This window comes from Streptomyces sp. NPDC058308 (genome assembly GCF_042880275.1).
Taxonomy (GTDB): domain Bacteria; phylum Actinomycetota; class Actinomycetes; order Streptomycetales; family Streptomycetaceae; genus Streptomyces.
Window position 1 is genome coordinate 23,261 of record NZ_JBHVZA010000004.1, and the last position, 16,054, is coordinate 39,314.

Annotated in this window: 12 protein-coding genes; 6 read left to right on the forward strand and 6 right to left on the reverse strand. The window is 69.7% G+C overall.

The window, feature by feature from the left end; genetic code table 11:
• Positions 1-4 precede the first annotated feature (4 nt).
• The 4 genes from ACFVYL_RS07420 (at position 5) to ACFVYL_RS07435 (ending at position 7,575) form a co-directional block, all read left to right on the forward strand.
• Entirely contained in the window at positions 5-2,338 is a 2,334-nt protein-coding gene (locus ACFVYL_RS07420) for an MMPL family transporter (protein ID WP_389713543.1), read from the forward strand.
• A 60-nt stretch (positions 2,339-2,398) separates the two neighbouring features.
• A complete protein-coding gene (locus ACFVYL_RS07425; protein WP_389713544.1) occupies positions 2,399-4,492 on the forward strand; it encodes an APC family permease in 2,094 nt (697 codons plus the stop codon).
• Positions 4,493-4,593: 101 nt separating this feature from the next.
• The gene (locus tag ACFVYL_RS07430) at positions 4,594-5,937 is read left to right on the forward strand and encodes a class I SAM-dependent RNA methyltransferase (protein ID WP_389713545.1); all 1,344 of its coding nucleotides are present in this window, start codon (positions 4,594-4,596) and stop codon (positions 5,935-5,937) included.
• Positions 5,938-7,053: 1,116 nt separating this feature from the next.
• Positions 7,054-7,575, forward strand: a complete 522-nt coding sequence (locus ACFVYL_RS07435; RefSeq protein ID WP_389713546.1) for a hypothetical protein — start codon at positions 7,054-7,056, stop codon at positions 7,573-7,575.
• Positions 7,576-7,712: 137 nt separating this feature from the next.
• Here the strand turns inward: ACFVYL_RS07435 and ACFVYL_RS07440 are convergent, their stop codons facing one another.
• The 3 genes from ACFVYL_RS07440 to ACFVYL_RS07450 all read right to left on the reverse strand — a co-directional run bounded on the left by ACFVYL_RS07440 (position 7,713) and on the right by ACFVYL_RS07450 (position 11,774).
• A complete protein-coding gene (locus tag ACFVYL_RS07440) occupies positions 7,713-8,774 on the reverse strand; it encodes an acyltransferase family protein (protein ID WP_389713547.1) in 1,062 nt (353 codons plus the stop codon).
• Positions 8,775-8,796: 22 nt separating this feature from the next.
• Positions 8,797-11,022, reverse strand: a complete 2,226-nt coding sequence (locus tag ACFVYL_RS07445) for a PIG-L family deacetylase (RefSeq protein ID WP_389713549.1) — start codon at positions 11,020-11,022, stop codon at positions 8,797-8,799.
• A gap of 392 nt (positions 11,023-11,414) precedes the next feature.
• Positions 11,415-11,774 carry a hypothetical protein gene (locus tag ACFVYL_RS07450; protein ID WP_389713550.1) on the reverse strand — a complete coding sequence of 120 codons (360 nt, stop codon included), beginning with the start codon at positions 11,772-11,774 and terminating at the stop codon, positions 11,415-11,417.
• 667 nt (positions 11,775-12,441) lie between these two features.
• Here ACFVYL_RS07450 and ACFVYL_RS07455 point away from each other — a divergent pair.
• Positions 12,442-12,795, forward strand: coding sequence for a MerR family transcriptional regulator (locus tag ACFVYL_RS07455; protein WP_389713552.1), 354 nt, complete (start codon positions 12,442-12,444; stop codon positions 12,793-12,795).
• Between the two features lie 22 nt (positions 12,796-12,817).
• On the opposite strand, the gene ACFVYL_RS07460 is transcribed toward ACFVYL_RS07455, so the two are convergent.
• The 3 genes from ACFVYL_RS07460 to ACFVYL_RS07470 form a co-directional block, all read right to left on the reverse strand.
• Positions 12,818-13,165, reverse strand: a complete 348-nt coding sequence (locus ACFVYL_RS07460; RefSeq protein WP_389713553.1) for a hypothetical protein — start codon at positions 13,163-13,165, stop codon at positions 12,818-12,820.
• A gap of 259 nt (positions 13,166-13,424) precedes the next feature.
• Complete coding sequence (locus tag ACFVYL_RS07465) at positions 13,425-13,607, reverse strand: hypothetical protein (RefSeq protein ID WP_389713555.1); 183 nt, start codon at positions 13,605-13,607, stop codon at positions 13,425-13,427.
• Between the two features lie 138 nt (positions 13,608-13,745).
• The gene (locus ACFVYL_RS07470) at positions 13,746-14,375 is read right to left on the reverse strand and encodes a histidine phosphatase family protein (RefSeq protein WP_389713556.1); all 630 of its coding nucleotides are present in this window, start codon (positions 14,373-14,375) and stop codon (positions 13,746-13,748) included.
• A gap of 215 nt (positions 14,376-14,590) precedes the next feature.
• Here ACFVYL_RS07470 and ACFVYL_RS07475 point away from each other — a divergent pair, with 215 nt between their 5' ends.
• On the forward strand, positions 14,591-15,847 hold the full coding sequence (locus tag ACFVYL_RS07475) for an amidohydrolase (RefSeq protein ID WP_389713557.1): 1,257 nt from the start codon (positions 14,591-14,593) through the stop codon (positions 15,845-15,847).
• The last annotated feature ends 207 nt before the right edge of the window (positions 15,848-16,054 follow it).

Genomic DNA, 16,054 nt, shown 5'->3' on the forward strand with positions numbered 1-16,054 from the left:
GGGAATGAGAAAGCGATCGGTCACGGTGCGCGTGGCCCGCTGGAGCGCACTGCACCCGGGCCGGGCGATCACCGGCTGGCTGCTCTTCGTGGCGCTGTGCCTCGGCGGCGGGATCGCCGCCGGAATGAACAGCGCGACCTCGCAGGACTTCCGCGTGGGCGAGGCGGGCCGGGCCGAGGCGCTGGCGACCGAGGGCGGTCTCCCGCTGCGGTCCACGGAACACGTACTGATACGGACCCGGTCGGGCCCGCCGGACAAGGCGGCGGCCGCCGCCGCGGCCAAGGACGTCACCGCCCGGATGAAGGCCCTGCCCGAGGTCGCCTCGGTCGCGCCCCCGGTGCGCTCCGCCGACGGTCGCGTCCTGCGGGTCCAGGTGGAGCTGCACGGCTCCGAGCAGGACGACCAGAAGAACGTCCCCCCGCTCCAGGCCGAGACCGAGAAGGTGGCGAAGGCCCACCCGGACCTGGTCGTCGAGGAGACGGGTGACGCCTCCGTGAGCAAGGGCGTCGACGACCAGCGCGGCAAGGACCTGCAGTTCTCCGAGGCGATCACGCTGCCCATCACGCTGATCACGCTCGCCGTGGTCTTCGGCTCGGTCCTCATGGTCGGCGTACCGGTGCTGCTCGCCGTCACCTCGATCATGGCGACGATGGGCCTGGCGATGCTGGCCTCGCACCTGCTGCCCGACACCGGCGTCGGCATGAGCATGATCCTGCTCATCGGCATGGCCGTCGGCGTCGACTACACGCTCTTCTACCTCAAGCGCGAACGCGAGGAGCGGGCCCGGGCGGGCGGTCGCCTCACCTCCGAGGCGCTGGTCGAGGCCGCCGCCGCCACGGCGGGCCGCGCCATCGTGGTCTCCGGGCTCGCCGTGATCGTCTCCACCACCGCGCTCTACCTGGCCCGTGACGTCATCTTCGACTCGCTGGCCACCGGCACCATCCTGGTCGTCGCCGTCGCCGTGGTCAGCTCGGTGACGGTGCTGCCCGCCCTGCTGGTCAAGCTCGGCCGCCGGACCGAGCGGCGCGCGGCCCGGCGCCTGTCGAAGGGCAAGCCCACCCGCACGTACGGAGAGCGCGCGCACGCGGGGAAGGGGGCCGGGGAGAAGGAGTCAGGCCGGGTCTGGCACGCCCTGCTCGCCCCGGCCCGCAAGCGCCCCGCGCTCACCCTGTGCCTCTCCGTCCTCGTCCTGCTCGGCCTCGCGCTGCCGGCCCTGAACATGCACCTCAAGAACCCGGCGCGGGACAGCTTCTCGCGCGACATCCCCGCCATGAAGGGGTACGACCGGCTGCTCGACGCCTTCCCGGAGCTGCGCGTGCGGCACCTCGTCGTGGTGCGGGCCGAGGCCTCGCGCGCCGGCGACGTGCGCGAGGCCCTGACGGAGCTGGACCGCACCGTCCGGCACGACCCGCTCTTCGCGCACGCCTCCGGCACTCCGCTCCTCCGCTCCTCGGAGGACCGGACGACCACCACCCTGGAACTGAACTCCGTACACCCCACGTACTCGAAGGACGCTGAAGTCTCGCTGGAGCACCTCCGCGACGACTATCTGCCCAAGACCGTCGGCAAGCTGCCCGGCGTGGAGACGGCCGTCACCGGCGAGGTCCCGCGCGGCGTCGACTACGTGGCACACCAGAACCAGAAGCTGCCGCTCGTCCTCGGCTTCCTGCTCCTGATGACCTTCGCCATGACGGTGTTCGCCTTCCGCTCCGTCGTGCTCGGACTGCTTGGCGCCCTCCTCAACCTGCTCTCCGTAGGATCCGCGCTCGGACTGCTCGTCCTCGTCTTCCAGGGCGACTGGGCACAGGGGCTGCTCTCCTTCGACTCGCTCGGCGGCATCTCCTCGCGCGTCCCGCTCTTCCTCTTCGTGATCCTCTTCGGGCTCTCGATGGACTACCAGGTCTTCGTGGTCAGCCGGATCCGCGAGGCCGCCCTGAACGGCGTGCCCACGCGGCAGGCGGTCCTCGACGGCATCGCGTCCTCCGCCAAGGTCGTCACCAGCGCGGCGATCGTCATGGTCACCGTGTTCGCGAGCTTCGTGATGCTGCACATCCTGGAGATGAAGCAGATGGGCTTCGTCCTCGCGGCGGCCGTCCTGCTCGACGCCTTCGTGATCCGCATCATGATCCTGCCCGCGGCGCTGCTCCTCCTCGGGCGCGCCACCTGGTGGCCGTCCGGCGCGATCCGCCGCGCCGAGGCCCGGCTCGCGCAGCGGTACGAGGCTCCGGCCCACGCTCCGGCTCACGCCTCGGGGCCCGCTTCGGCCCATGTTCCGGGCCGCTCCGCGGAGCATTCAGCCCGGCAAGAGGAGGAGCGCAGGATCGCACAGGGCCGATAACCGGTGCAGTTGGGGGTGGTGGGTGGGCGCGCCCCCGTTCGAACGCTTACGATCCTCTGCGTGTCCAAACTGACCGACGTGCCCAAACGGATCCTCATCGGGCGCGCACTGCGCAGTGACCGGCTCGGAGAAACGCTCCTGCCGAAGCGCATCGCACTCCCCGTCTTCGCGTCCGACCCACTCTCCTCCGTGGCGTACGCGCCGGGAGAGGTCCTCCTGGTCCTCTCCATCGCGGGTGTGTCGGCCTACCACTTCAGCCCGTGGATCGCCGTCGCGGTCGTCGTACTCATGTTCACGGTCGTCGCTTCGTACCGACAGAACGTGCGCGAGTACCCGAGCGGCGGCGGCGACTACGAGGTCGCCAACACCAACCTCGGCCCCAAGGCCGGACTCACCGTCGCGAGCGCCCTGCTCGTCGACTACGTCCTGACCGTGGCGGTGTCGATCTCCTCGGGCATCGAGAACCTCGGCTCCGCCGTCCCGTTCGTGGTCGAGCACAAGGTGCTCTGCGCGGTGGCCGTCATCGTCCTCCTCACGCTGATGAACCTGCGCGGCGTGAAGGAGTCCGGGAAGCTCTTCGCCATCCCGACGTACGTCTTCGTGGCGGGCGTCTTCATCATGATCGCGTGGGGCGCCTTCCGCGGCATCGTCCTCGACGCCACCATGCGGGCGCCCACCGCGGACTACGAGATCAAGCCCGAGCACCAGGGCCTGGCCGGCTTCGCGCTCGTCTTCCTGCTGCTGCGCGCCTTCTCCTCGGGCTGTGCGGCGCTCACCGGCGTCGAGGCGATCAGCAACGGCGTACCGGCGTTCCGCAAGCCGAAGTCCAAGAACGCCGCCACGACGCTCGCGCTCATGGGCGGCCTGGCCGTCACGATGTTCTGCGGCATCATCGCGCTCGCCATGATGACCAAGGTGCGGATGGCGGAGTTCCCGGGGAAGGACCTCTTCCACAACGGCGTCCCGGTCGGCTCGGACTACGTCCAGAACCCGGTGATCTCCCAGGTCGCCGAGGCGGTCTTCGGCCACGGCAGCTTCCTCTTCATGGTCCTCGCCGCGGCGACCGCGCTGGTGCTCTTCCTCGCGGCCAACACCGCGTACAACGGTTTCCCGCTGCTCGGCTCGATCCTCGCGCAGGACCGCTACCTGCCGCGCCAGCTGCACACCCGCGGCGACCGCCTCGCGTTCTCCAACGGCATCGTGCTGCTCGCGGGTGCGGCAGCGCTCCTGGTCGTCATCTACGGCGCGGACTCGACCCGCCTCATCCAGCTCTACATCGTCGGCGTCTTCGTCTCCTTCACGCTCAGCCAGATCGGCATGGTCCGGCACTGGAACCGCCACCTGGCCAGGGAGAAGGACGCGAACAAGCGCCGTCCCATGGTCCGCTCCCGCGCGATCAACACCTTCGGTGCCTTCTTCACGGGCCTCGTGCTGGTCGTCGTCCTGGTCACCAAGTTCACCCACGGCGCCTGGGTCGCACTGCTCGGCATGTGCATCTTCTACGTGACGATGACGGCGATCCGCCGCCACTACGACCGCGTGGCCGAGGAGATCGCCGCCCCCGACACCCCGGGCGACGAGAGCATGCGCCCCTCCCGCGTCCACTCCATCGTCCTGGTCTCCAAGATCCACCGCCCGACGCTGCGCGCCCTCTCGTACGCGAAGCTGATGCGCTCGCACGACCTCGAGGCGCTCAGCATCAACGTCGACCCGACGGAGACCAAGGCCCTCAAGGACGAGTGGGAGCGACGCGGCATCACCGTGCCGCTGAAGGTCCTCGACTCGCCCTACCGCGAGATCACCCGGCCGGTCATCGAGTACGTGAAGAACCTGCGCAGGGAGAGCCCGCGCGACGTCGTCAGCGTGATCATCCCCGAGTACGTGGTGGGCCACTGGTACGAGCACCTGCTCCACAACCAGAGCGCCCTGCGCCTCAAGGGCAGGTTGTTGTTCACGCCCGGCGTGATGGTGACGTCCGTCCCCTACCAGCTGGACTCCTCCGAGGCCGCGAAGAAGCGGGCCCGCAGGCGTTCGGAATGGCACGCGCCGGGTGCGGTGCGGCGGGGCCCGGTGGGTTCGGTGGAGAAGCCGCGGCGTCCCAAGGAGCAGAACAAGAAGGAGCAGGGCAAGAGGGAGCCGAGCAAGAAGGCCTGACGCCTGCGCCACCGCTTGTGGTGAGCGGCCGGACGACACCCACGTAGACTGGTGGGCTGTTGTCCGGCCGTTCCTCTTTTACGTTGTGGAGTCACCCCGCCATGCAGGCAGAACCGAAGAATCCGCAGGCGGGGAACTCGCTGGTCGGCCAGGAGTACGAGGTCGAGATCGGCCCCGTCGCGCACGGCGGCCACTGCATCGCCCGTACGGCCGAGGGCCAGGTGCTCTTCGTACGGCACGCGCTGCCCGGCGAGAAGGTCGTCGCACGCGTGACCGAGGGCGAGGAGGGCGCGCGCTTCCTGCGGGCCGACGCGGTGACGATCCTCGACCCCTCCAAGGACCGCGTCGAGGCCCCCTGCCCCTACGCCGGCCCCGGCCGCTGCGGCGGCTGCGACTGGCAGCACGCGAAGCCGGGCGCGCAGCGCCGCCTCAAGGGCGAGGTCATCGCCGAACAGCTGCAGCGCCTCGCGGGCCTGACCCCCGAAGAGGCAGGCTGGGACGGCACGGTCATGCCGGCGGAGGGCGACAAGCTCCCGGCGGGCGAGGTCCCTTCCTGGCGCACGCGCGTGCAGTACGCGGTCGACGCCGACGGCAACGCGGGCCTGCGCCGCCACCGCTCGCACGAGGTCGAGCCGATCGAGCACTGCATGATCGCCGCCGAGGGCGTCTCCGAACTCGGCATCGAGGAGCGCGACTGGTCCGGCATGGCGTCCATCGAGGCGATCGCCGCGACGGGCTCCCAGGACCGCCAGGTGATCCTGGCCCCCAAGCCCGGGGCGCGCCTGCCCATCGTCGAGCTGGACAAGCCGGTCTCGGTGATGCGGGTGGAGGAGAAGGACGGCGGCATCCACCGCGTCCACGGCCGTCCCTTCGTCCGCGAACGGGCCGACGGCCGCACGTACCGCGTCGGCAGCGGCGGCTTCTGGCAGGTCCACCCGAAGGCCGCCGACACCCTGATGCTCGCCGTCATGCAGGGCCTCACCCCCCGCAAGGGCGACACGGCCCTCGACCTCTACTGCGGCGTCGGCCTCTTCGCCGGCGCGCTGGCCGACCGCGTCGGCGAGAAGGGCGCGGTGCTCGGCATCGAGTCCAGCAAGCGCGCGGTGGAGGACGCCCGCCACAACCTCGACGCGTTCGACCGCGTCCGCATCGAACAGGGCAAGGTCGAATCGGTCCTCCCGCGCACGGGCATCACCGAGGTCGACCTGATCGTCCTGGACCCGCCCCGCGCGGGCGCGGGCAAGCAGACGGTGAAGCATCTGGCGGGCCTGGGCGCGCGGCGGATCGCGTATGTGGCGTGCGATCCGGCGGCGCTGGCGCGGGATTTGGGCTACTTCCGGGAGGGCGGGTATCGGGTGCGGACGCTTCGGGCGTTTGATTTGTTTCCGATGACGCATCATGTGGAGTGCGTCGCGATCCTTGAGCCTGCCGAAAAAGGCCGCTGACCTGCTGTTTTGCTGAGTGTGCGTTGTGTGCGTTACGGGCGATATCTTGACGCATGTTTGACGCACGTTCTGATGGAGCGTCAGAGGTTTGCTCGCGCAGTTGACGTTCCAGCTCGCCGTTGGCGCCAAGCCGACCACACGGTGCAGCTTGGCCCAGGCCGGGGCCGTCGGCCAGTCCGTGAAGCGTCGGCAGGCCTGTCAAGACACCGTCTCAACTGGGCTACAGAGGGTCGGTTCCCGCCAGGCGGCTGACGCGACCCTCGCCGACGCTCTGCACCTGGGCGATCCACGGGCTTGCGGCTTCGGTCTGGTCGGCCTGCTCCACACCCGATCTCCAGCTCCGCTTCATAACGTGAGCGCCTGTCAGGTCCGGGACGCGATCTTGTGCCGAATGTCAGATTTAGGCGCATACGCGTCAAGCAGGCATGTGATCTCTTCACACTTTGCGCGCCAGCTGCACGACACAAGGTGGCATGGTTGATCGACTGACGGGCCGGACACTCCGCGTCCGTGTTGGGGGGACTTTCATGCGTACTCGTAGTACTGCTGCAGCTTCGGCCGTTTTGATCCTGTGCACCGTGTTGGGCTCGGCGGCCTGCTCGTCGTCCTCGGACGGCAACCCGGCATCAGGGACTTCGACCTCGGACGAGCAGGGCAAGAGCCAGCGCCAGGCGAACAGGGTCGCCCCCGATGCCGATCCCTCGGCCTGCGCGACTTTTAGCGAGAAGATCCCGGAAGACTGCGCGATCGACATGGATGTAGCCGAGATGGGCGAGGCAACTCCCGCCACGGAGCCGCCTGCGACGAATGCGTGGGTACCCCCGACGAAGTGACTGTGCCCATGACGGGCGGCCTGGCTTGACGGGGGAGCGGCGGAGTCGGCAGGGCTGAGAGTGCCGTCGGTGAGCCCGCGGTGCCCGCTCGATCGAGCGTCACATCTGTTATGCGACCCCGGCTTTGTCGGTCGCGCCCAGGATGAGCGCGACCGAGGCTGCCCTACGCCTCCATGTTCACAAAATCCCCTTACTTTTCACGTGCTCCTTCGATTACGATCACGGCGCGTTCATAATTGATTGAAGACCTCAACTATGAGGTCAGGGGTGGGGGCACGGATACATGAGCACGAAGACGCGTTTGAAGGGTGCTGTCCTGAGCGGCGCAGCGATGTTTGCACTGTCCGCGATCGTCGCGTTCCCGGCACAGGCTGACGACCAGCCGCCAGCGGAGCTCGTCAAGGTGGAGATGCCAGCGGATCTGGAGATCGTGGAGGCAGCTCCTGCGACAGCGGCAACCCCGGCGCCCGATTCTGCGGCTGTTTCCAAGGCTCCGAGCCGCCCCTGCCTGGGTGTGACCTCCACTTACGGATCGACCGGCTGTTTCCAGCCCTACGGCGACCTCATCTGGTCGCAGGACACCGCGTCGGACGGCCTCTCGTCCGTCACGGTCGTCTACACCGACTACGGACGCCCGGCCTACGGCTGCGTCAACAGCAGCAAGGCCGGCAGTTGGGGCTACTGCAACAAGGACTACAAGGAGAAGGGCAACGTACGGCTTAAGGTTTTGCGCTACGACAGCAAGACCAAGGACTGGTACCAGCCCATTGCACAGTCCAATCTGATCCCCGTAGACGGCCAGTAGAGCCCAGGGGCGCGTTTTGCAGATGCCACGCTGCCACGGAGGCCCCCAGGACTGAGCTCCTGGGGCCTTCGCGCTGCCCTCGCCGGGATCGCTCCACACCAGACGAAAACAAGGGCGCAGTGGATGACCCCCGGTTGCTACCGCGAACGCTGGTCCACCGGCACCGCACCACGCGGCAGCCGAGGCTCCACCAGCGGACGGAACACCTTCCGCACCGGCGGGCTCGACAGCAGGAACACCGCGGTGACGACGCCGAGGGTGAGGAGGATCTGGCCCGTCAGGCCCAGGTTCTTCAGGACCGGGTACAGGCCCGCCGCCTCGCACACCCGGATCAGGAGACCGTGCAGGAGGTAGGGGTACATCGTCGCGGCGCCGAGCGCGGTGAAGGGCGTACGGCGTCGGGGCACGCAGGCGAGGAACGCGGCGACCAGCACCGCGCTCAGCGCGAAGATGCCGATGCGCACGGCCAGGTACTGCGGCCGGCCCATGTCGAACTCCGTGAAGCCGGCGTCCATGGACAGCCAGTGCTCGTCGGGAGCGGGGATCAGCCGGTACGCCCCGATCACGGCGCAGACCAGCGCCACCACGGCCCAGCGACGGGCCACCCTCGTGCGCAGGAGGGCGAAGTGCTCCGGGCGGAGGTTCAGGCCGAGGACGAACCACGGCAGGAACATCAGCACCCGCGGGAGTGCCAGGTCGTAGCCCATGGTCGTGAGGCCGGCCGCGAGGGAGATCAGTACGGCGATGGGCACGGGGTGGCGGATCGCCCGCCACAGGGGGGTGCTCAGACGCCACAGGAACAGGGCGATGAGGAACCAGCAGAGATAGGTGGGTTCCGTGGGGGTGAGGACGAAGGGCTCGCCCCGCACCACGCTGTTCGCGGCGGAGTAGGCCGTCTCGAACAGCAGGTAGGGGATCAGCACGCCTTCGATAAGGCGGCGTACCTGGTCGGGGCGGCCGGTGAAGCGCTGGGAGAAGTAGCCGCACAGCAGGATGAACGCCGGCATGTGGAACGTGTACACCACGGTGTGGACCGACTGGAGCGCGTGCGTGCCGTAGGAGATCTGTTCCCAGGAGTGGCCGAGGGCGACCAGCACGATCAGGAGGAACTTCGCGTTGTCGAAGAACGGGTCGCGCGTGTCCGTCGTATCCGCCGTGGCCCGCGTCTTGCGCAGTTCCAGCGGCTCGGTGGTGGGCATCCGCATCACGTCTTTGACCTCATCACGCCCTGGACCTCTCCGCCGTCTGGGATTCGACCGGTCGCCAGGGGGCGAGGCGCCCTCCCGCGCGCGTGGCGTGCGTCCAGTACAGGCGGCTGTCGAGACCGAGCATGGTGAGCACGACGCCTCCCGACGCCAGCGGGGCGCTCGAAGGCGCACCCGCCGGCAGCACGCCGGTGTGGTTCCACTGCGGCCGGTTCCTGGCGGCGCCCGACGTGCCCCACGCCGTGGCGACATCGCCCGTGGCGGTCCGGGCGGCGAGCAGGACGCCGCCCCAGCCGTCCGAGGTGACGCTCACCGGGCCGTAGCCGCCCGCCCCGCCCAGATCGGTCAGGGCCGCCGAGGTGTGGGTGGTGGACGCCCGGCGCGCCCCGCGCGGCTGCGCCGAGGGGGTGAGGCCGTCCGCGTGCAGGCGGGTGGAGCGCACGTTCCCGGAGCCGGGAGTGCGGTGGAAGACCCGGACGCCGTCGTCGTCGGGGCGGACCGTCAACGGCAGGGTGGTGGGCGGAATGCCGGTGGCCAGCGGGCCGCGCACGTCCGCACCCGGCCGGTCCTGGAGCCAGGCCAGGACGCTGTGCGGGGTGGCGGCAAGGACGTAGGCGCGCCCGGCGCGGTCCGTGGCGGCGACCGGATCGCCGTGCACGGCCGCGCCGCCCAGGTCACGCCAGGGCGTCCACGTCCCGTCCGGCTGCTGGACGCGCGCGGTCAGCCGGTGGCCGCTGTCGCGCACGAACACCGACATCGTGCCGTCGTCGTGCACCACGACCGCGGGTGAACTGATGTCGTTCGTGCCGACCTCGTCGGACAGCTCCGGGCTGTCCAGCGACTGCCAGGGGCCGAAAGGCCGGTCCGGGGCCTCCTGAACGATGAATCCCACTTCCTTGCGGTAGTCGGCCGGATGATCGCCGAACAGCGTGCGGGTGGCGAAGGCGGCGATACGTCCGTCGGGCAGGGCCACCGGCCGCACGCCCGTATCGATCCCGGTCTCCTCCTGGAGCACGGGCCCCGTCCACCGGCTCGCGCTCCACTGCCCGCCCTTGCCGCCCGGCCGATGCCAGTGCGCGATCCGCCCGTCCAGTACGGCGAAGGCCCACAGGCTGTCGTCCTTGGCCGCGAGCAGCCAGTCGGCGCCGCTCTCACCGGCGTGGTGGATGGTGTGCGACCAGCGGGGCTTGGGGTCAGCGGCGACCTTGAGGTCGCCGCAGCCCGCCGGGTCGCCGCAGGAGTCCCGTGGGGCGTCGCTCCAGGAGTACGTTTCGAGCGTACGGGCCTTGGACGCGCCGGACTCGGGGTCGAGCGCCTGCGGCAGACCTCCGTTGAAGTACCCCAGGTAGGTCTGCACGGTGAAGTGGGGACGCGATCCGGAGGAGGCGTACCGGGCGAGAGCCTGCTGGACGAACCGGGCGCCGAAGCGATGATCCTGGTGGTCGGAACACTTGAGGTTGCGGTCCAGACGGCCCGGCGTCGGGTTCTGCATCCGCACCTGCGTCGGCCGGAACCGCTCCAGATAGCCGGTCAACGTCCGGATGAGCTGTTCTTTCGTGTACGAGAAGTCACGGGTGACCGCGCCACCGTGCGCCAACTGCGAGCCGAGCAGGCCGACCCGGCCCTCCCACAGCCCGTGCAGGCTGTGCGGGCGGTCACCGGTGATGCTGCCCGCCTCGTGCAGCAGCGTCCACACCAGCTGGATGTGGGGGTGGCCCCGCAACGTGTCGAGCTCCGCCTGCCCGCCGCCCGCCGTCGGGATGACGGAGCGCCGCCATGGATGGTCCGGCCGTCCGGTCACCATTTCGGCGTAGGCGGCGCGGATACCGTTCTGTCGCGCCTTGGCGTATCTGCGCTGGTCGCGTGCGGGGCGGGGCATGCCCCGGAACGTGCCCTTCCGCGGGCCGTTGACACCGTTGGATTCTCCGGACGTCAGATAGATCGTCGTCAGGGGCCGGCCGCTGCGCAGCGACTGCCCGACCTCGGGGTTGATGAAGAACAGGTCGTCGTCGGGGTGGGCGACGATCTGCACCACCGATTCCTCGGTCTGCGGCTGCGGCCCGGAGGCGGCCCACGTGCCGGTGGGGGCGGCCGTCCGCATGTCCGGTGACTGATGCGGCGTGACGGCCGCGTCGCCACCGTCACTCTTCGAGGAGCGGACGGCCATGCCTATGCCGATGCCTATGGGGGCGGTGGCGCCCAGCACGGTGGCTGCGAGGACATTGCGACGGGTTGCGCGCACGGAACCGCGCGTTACGGGAGGCATGGATGGTGCTGCCTTATCTGACGTACCGGCCAGTCGGCCAACAGCTGCCGCTGCGGCCTCCTTGATCACGAAGGAGGATGACCAGCGCCTGCGGCGGGTTGTCCTCAGTGACCTTCCTCACGGCGTCAGAGGGGGTTCAGCTGGGGTTCTTGCTCAGTTCTTTTTGAGGGTGGAGGTGGGGCGGGGGTGGGGTTTCGGCGGCGGGCCGGGAGCGCGGCTCAGCGGTCGAAGACCGACCGGCGGATGTCGTTCCGCAGCCGCAGCCGCAGATCGTCGAGTGCGAGCTCGCGGATGGCTTCTGGCAGCGGTCGGCGGCCCCGGGCGGCGCCTGCCGGCCGGGGCCGCACTGCTTTCGGGGGAGTGCGTGGTCAGTGGTCGGAGTAGCTGAAGTCGCCCATCGTCCAGGCGCTGACGTCCTTGATGGCGACGCGGTACATGCCGCCCGTCTCCGGGATGCCTACCGTGCCCTGGATGATGCGGGCCACGTGGAAGTGCAGGTGCGTGGGCGGGCCGTCCCTCTTTGTGGGGGCGTCGAAGACGCGGGAGAACTCGCTCAAGCGGTCCGAATCCGTCAGTACATCCGACACTCGCTGCCGCCACACCGCTTCGGGGGCCAGTCGGCCGGTGATGACAGCGCCACCCGCGACCACGGTCAAGGACATTTGGTTGCTCCGCCCGGACTCCACCAGGGCGGCGACGTCAACGAGCAACTCGTCAGGCTTCGACATGGGGCCAACTATATTTCCCGGCGAATCGGCGACCCAAGCGGACGGTCCGCTTCCCGGCGCGGACATGTCGGCCGACACGGACTACCTCTTCTTCGAGTGCCTGAAAATCTGTGTCGGCTGGAGTAGACATTGGGATGCGGAGTGGCTATGGTTTCTCTCGTAACCGAGATCAAGAAGGGCCCGGCAGGGATGCACTGCCGGGCAGCAGTACCCGCGGTCGCAGGAGTAGGGCCGTGGCGCAGGACGGTGCGGTGGTGGAGTTCCGGAGCCAGGGCAGTAGCAGGACGGTGACGGGGCTGACGACCGGACCGGGTGGCCCGCAGTGATCAGGGGCCGCCGAGAGCAGTTCATGCAGAACAAGCAGTACAGGCAGTACGCAGTTCCGTGTAGGTAGTGAACGAATCCGAGGACAGAACGGAGGAGTTGAGCGCCATCAGGATCGCCCGGACGGGAGTAATGAGTCCGGGTACCGCAGGACATCGATAGGCAGGTGGTCTCCGGTCACGCATCCGCGATCCCCGCATACTCGGCAGTTCTCAGGCCGAGGCCGCGGAAACAGAAGGCCGGCTCGAAGTCGGAGTCGGCAGATGGTGTAGCAGTTCCTTCGGGGCCCTGGTGCCAGTACGGCGCCAGGGCCCCTCGACGCGTGTTCCACAGAGAGGTGCAAATGACAGCAGATGACTCGAACGGCCGTCTCGACGACGACGATTACCCCGCCTACACCATGGGCCGGGCCGCCGAGATGCTCGGCACCACGCAGGGTTTCCTCCGTGCCGTCGGCGAAGCCCGGCTCATCACTCCGCTGCGTTCCGCGGGCGGCCACCGGCGCTACTCCCGCTACCAGTTGCGCATCGCCGCCCGCGCCCGCGAGCTCGTCGACCAGGGCACCCCCATCGAGGCCGCCTGCCGCATCGTCGTCCTCGAGGACCAGCTCGAAGAAGCTCAGCGCATCAATGCCGAATACCGTCGCACCGAGCAGTCGGCGCAACCGACGCAGCCGACGCAGGCGGCGGCGCCGTAACCGCGCGGCTGCTGCAAGGGTCCTAGAGGTGGAGCAGACGCTGCGTGATCTCCCGGTACTGCCGCAGCGCCAGGCGGAGTTCGGTGGACTCTGTTTCGGCGTCCTGCTCCTGCCAGGTCTCGCGCAGGACCCGCCGCAGTTCCGCCAGGGCCTTCACCAGCTGGGCCGAGGTTTCGTCCAGCGCGGCGTCGGCCTCCTCCAGAGCCGCGTGCGGAGTGTCGGCGAAGGTGTTGATGGCGTGGCCGAGGCGCAGCGCGATCTTGTCCCGTTCGTCCGACGGGAGCAGCGGCTCCGGGCCGGAGGCAGCTCGTCCGCTCCGGCCCCGGGGCTCACCCGCGGGCTGCTGGGCGCGTGTCTGGTCGTACATCATCAGGTGCCGTTTCCGTTCCGAACACGTAGGCGTTCTCGGTGTTCTCGACGGGTGGCTTCTCCGGCCCGCCGAGCATTGGTCCGTCCTGCTGGGGCGCCACCAGGGGCTTCACGGGGGTGCTGCTTCACGGGGGTGCTCCGGAGGGGCGTGGCCCTGTGCCGTGGTGTCAGTCAACGTGCGGCGGCGGCCCCTGTCAACGAGGTGCCCAGGCGGATGCTCTTCGCCGGCCGGGCGCCCCTGAGGAGCCGGGATGCGGAGCTCAGCGACGGCTTCCGCGGCGGCGGGAGGACCAGGCGGAGCCCATGCCCGCCGAGTGCAGGGCGAGAAGCGCGAGCCCGACGAGCAGGAGGCTCGTCGGGCTGAAAACCGCTTCGGTCGACGTCTCGGTGGCGTGGATGACAAAGGCGATGACGAAGAGCACGGCTGCGGCGATGGCGAGCATCTGTCTTCTCCTGCCGGGGGACGGCCGGCCACGGGGGAGTCCCGTGGCGGTGCGGCTTTCAACCGTGTTCCCCGCCGCGCCGCGATCAGGCAGACGAACCTCAGAGTCGTCGGTCCCATACGAACGGGTTCCGCCCGCTCAGGCGCGGAGTTCGGGCGGGAATCCCGTCCAGCGCAGTTCCTTGGGCAGGTGCCGCATGTCGTTGTAGAAGACCACCGCGGCGGGGCGGTCGGGGGCGTAGCGGATGACGGTCAGGGCCGCGTTGCAGTGGTTGAGGCCGAGCCAGCGCCACGGTGGGGCGTCGAGTGCGGCGCGGACCAGCCAGCCGATCAGGAAGTTGTGCGTGACAAGGAGTTCGTGGCGCGGCTCGGGGCCGGGGACGGGGCCGGTGAAGCGGGCGAGCGCCTCCCGGGCCAGTGCGGGGCCGCCTTCACGTTCCGCCTCCGGGAACTGGGCCAGGCGCAGCAGCGTGGCATCGGCCGACTCCGGGGGCAGTTCGTCCTTGTGGGGGAGGTACGGGAGGTAGTCGCCGGCCGGGTCCGAGCGGTGCAGGGGGACTCCGGGCAGTTGCTCGCCGATGAGGCGGGCGCTCTGTTCGGCCCGGGGGAGCGGGCCGTGGTGGATCGCCGTGAGGGGCGTCTCGCGGAGCCGCTCGCCGAGCAGCACCACCTGGCGCAGGCCCGCCCCCGTCAGCCCGCTCTCGTCGGGGGTGGCCTCGCCGTGCCGGGTGACATAGAGGTGACGTGTCGCGGTCGCGGGTGTGGTCATGGTGGAGCAGCCCCTTACGGTCTCGCTGAACCGGCAGCCGAGCTGACAGTCACATGGACAGCCGAGCTGGCAGCCGAACTGGCAGTCACATGGACAGTCGAACTGACAGCTGGAGGGACGTGCCCGTGACCTGTCCGGTTGCGACAGCCGCCGGACGGGACGCCCGGGAGGACCGTACGTAGGGTGGCGGAAGCATCGATGACGAGGAGCGTGACATGAGCGCCGCCGACCCGAAGCCTTCCGCCCTGCGTGGACTCGACTCCATCAAGGACGATCTGGCCGACCTCTACCGCGATCTGCACGCCCACCCGGAGCTGTCCTTCGAGGAGCACCGCACCGCCGCCGAGGTCGCCCGCCGCGCCACCTCGTACGGATACGAGGTGACCACCGGCGTCGGCCGTACCGGCGTGGTCGCCGTCCTGGACAACGGGGCGGGCCCCGCCGTCCTGCTGCGCGCCGACATGGACGCGCTCCCGGTGACCGAGCGCACCGGCCTGCCGTACGCGTCCGGTACCGACGGCGTGATGCACGCGTGCGGCCACGACATGCATGTCACGTGCCTGCTCGGCGCGTTGCGGCTGCTCGCGGAGGCCCGCGGCGACTGGTCCGGCCGGATCGTCGCGGTGTTCCAGCCCGCCGAGGAGGCCGGGCAGGGCGCGCGGGAGATGGTCGACGACCGCTTCTACGAGCGGTTCGGCACACCGGACGTCGTGCTCGGCCAGCATGTGGCGCCGCTGCCAGCGGGGTGGATCGGCGCCCACGCGGGACCCGCGTTCGCGGCCACGGACGCCTGGCGGGTGCGGCTGTTCGGCACGGGCGGGCACGCCTCGCGCCCGGAGACCTCGGTCGACCCCGTGGTGATGGCGGCGGCCACCGTGCTGCGGCTCCAGACGGTGGTGTCCCGTGAGATCGCGGGCGGGGAGACCGCCGTGGTCACGGTCGGTGCGATGCGGGCGGGCACGAAGCACAACATCATTCCCGACGAGGCCGAGCTGCAGCTCAACATCCGCACCTACACGCCCGAGGTCCGTACGCGGGTCCTCGCGGCCGTCGAGCGGATCGTCAGGGGTGAGGCGGTGACGGCCGGAGCGGAGAAGGAGCCGGAGATCACGGCGATCGACACCTTCCCCGTCGTCACGAACGACCCAGCCGCCGTGGACCGGACGATGGCGGCCATCGGCGCGGTCATCGGCGATGCGCGGGTCATCGACCCCGGCCAGGTGACCGGCAGCGAGGACGTCGGCATCTTCGCCACCGCGGCCGGGCCCGAAGTGCCGCTCTGCTACTGGCTGTTCGGCGGCGCCGACCCGGCGGAGGTGGCCGCCGCGCAGCAGGCGGGCACCTTCGAGCGGGACATCCCCTCGAACCACTCGCCGTCCTTCGCGCCACTGGTCGAGCCGACCCTCACCACCGGCGTCACGGCCCTGACGGCGGGCGCGCTGGCCTGGCTCGGCGGCCGCCCGCCGGCGTGACGGGCGGCCGCACGGGGGGCCTCAGGGGAGGTGCGGGTTCAAAGACAGGCTCTCAGAGAATGTTTAGTCCGTTTCTGTGGTGTTTAAGGCCTTTTGATGGCGAGTGATTGATGGGGGTGGAGGGGGCAGCGGTTCGGGTGAGGTGGAGGAGACAGTGACGTCGTTGTTGCGCCCCATCTGCTCCTGTTTCATCCCGACAGGCGCTGG

Excerpts from the sequence above, each read along its gene's own strand:
- ACFVYL_RS07420 (WP_389713543.1), top strand. The coding sequence starts at position 5 with ATGAGAAAGCGATCGGTCACGGTGCGCGTGGCCCGCTGGAGCGCACTG.
- ACFVYL_RS07430 (WP_389713545.1), top strand. The coding sequence starts at position 4,594 with ATGCAGGCAGAACCGAAGAATCCGCAGGCGGGGAACTCGCTGGTCGGC.
- ACFVYL_RS07435 (WP_389713546.1), top strand. The coding sequence starts at position 7,054 with ATGAGCACGAAGACGCGTTTGAAGGGTGCTGTCCTGAGCGGCGCAGCG.
- ACFVYL_RS07440 (WP_389713547.1), bottom strand. The coding sequence starts at position 8,774 with ATGCCCACCACCGAGCCGCTGGAACTGCGCAAGACGCGGGCCACGGCG.
- ACFVYL_RS07450 (WP_389713550.1), bottom strand. The coding sequence starts at position 11,774 with ATGTCGAAGCCTGACGAGTTGCTCGTTGACGTCGCCGCCCTGGTGGAG.
- ACFVYL_RS07455 (WP_389713552.1), top strand. The coding sequence starts at position 12,442 with ATGACAGCAGATGACTCGAACGGCCGTCTCGACGACGACGATTACCCC.
- ACFVYL_RS07460 (WP_389713553.1), bottom strand. The coding sequence starts at position 13,165 with ATGATGTACGACCAGACACGCGCCCAGCAGCCCGCGGGTGAGCCCCGG.
- ACFVYL_RS07465 (WP_389713555.1), bottom strand. The coding sequence starts at position 13,607 with ATGCTCGCCATCGCCGCAGCCGTGCTCTTCGTCATCGCCTTTGTCATC.
- ACFVYL_RS07470 (WP_389713556.1), bottom strand. The coding sequence starts at position 14,375 with ATGACCACACCCGCGACCGCGACACGTCACCTCTATGTCACCCGGCAC.
- ACFVYL_RS07475 (WP_389713557.1), top strand. The coding sequence starts at position 14,591 with ATGAGCGCCGCCGACCCGAAGCCTTCCGCCCTGCGTGGACTCGACTCC.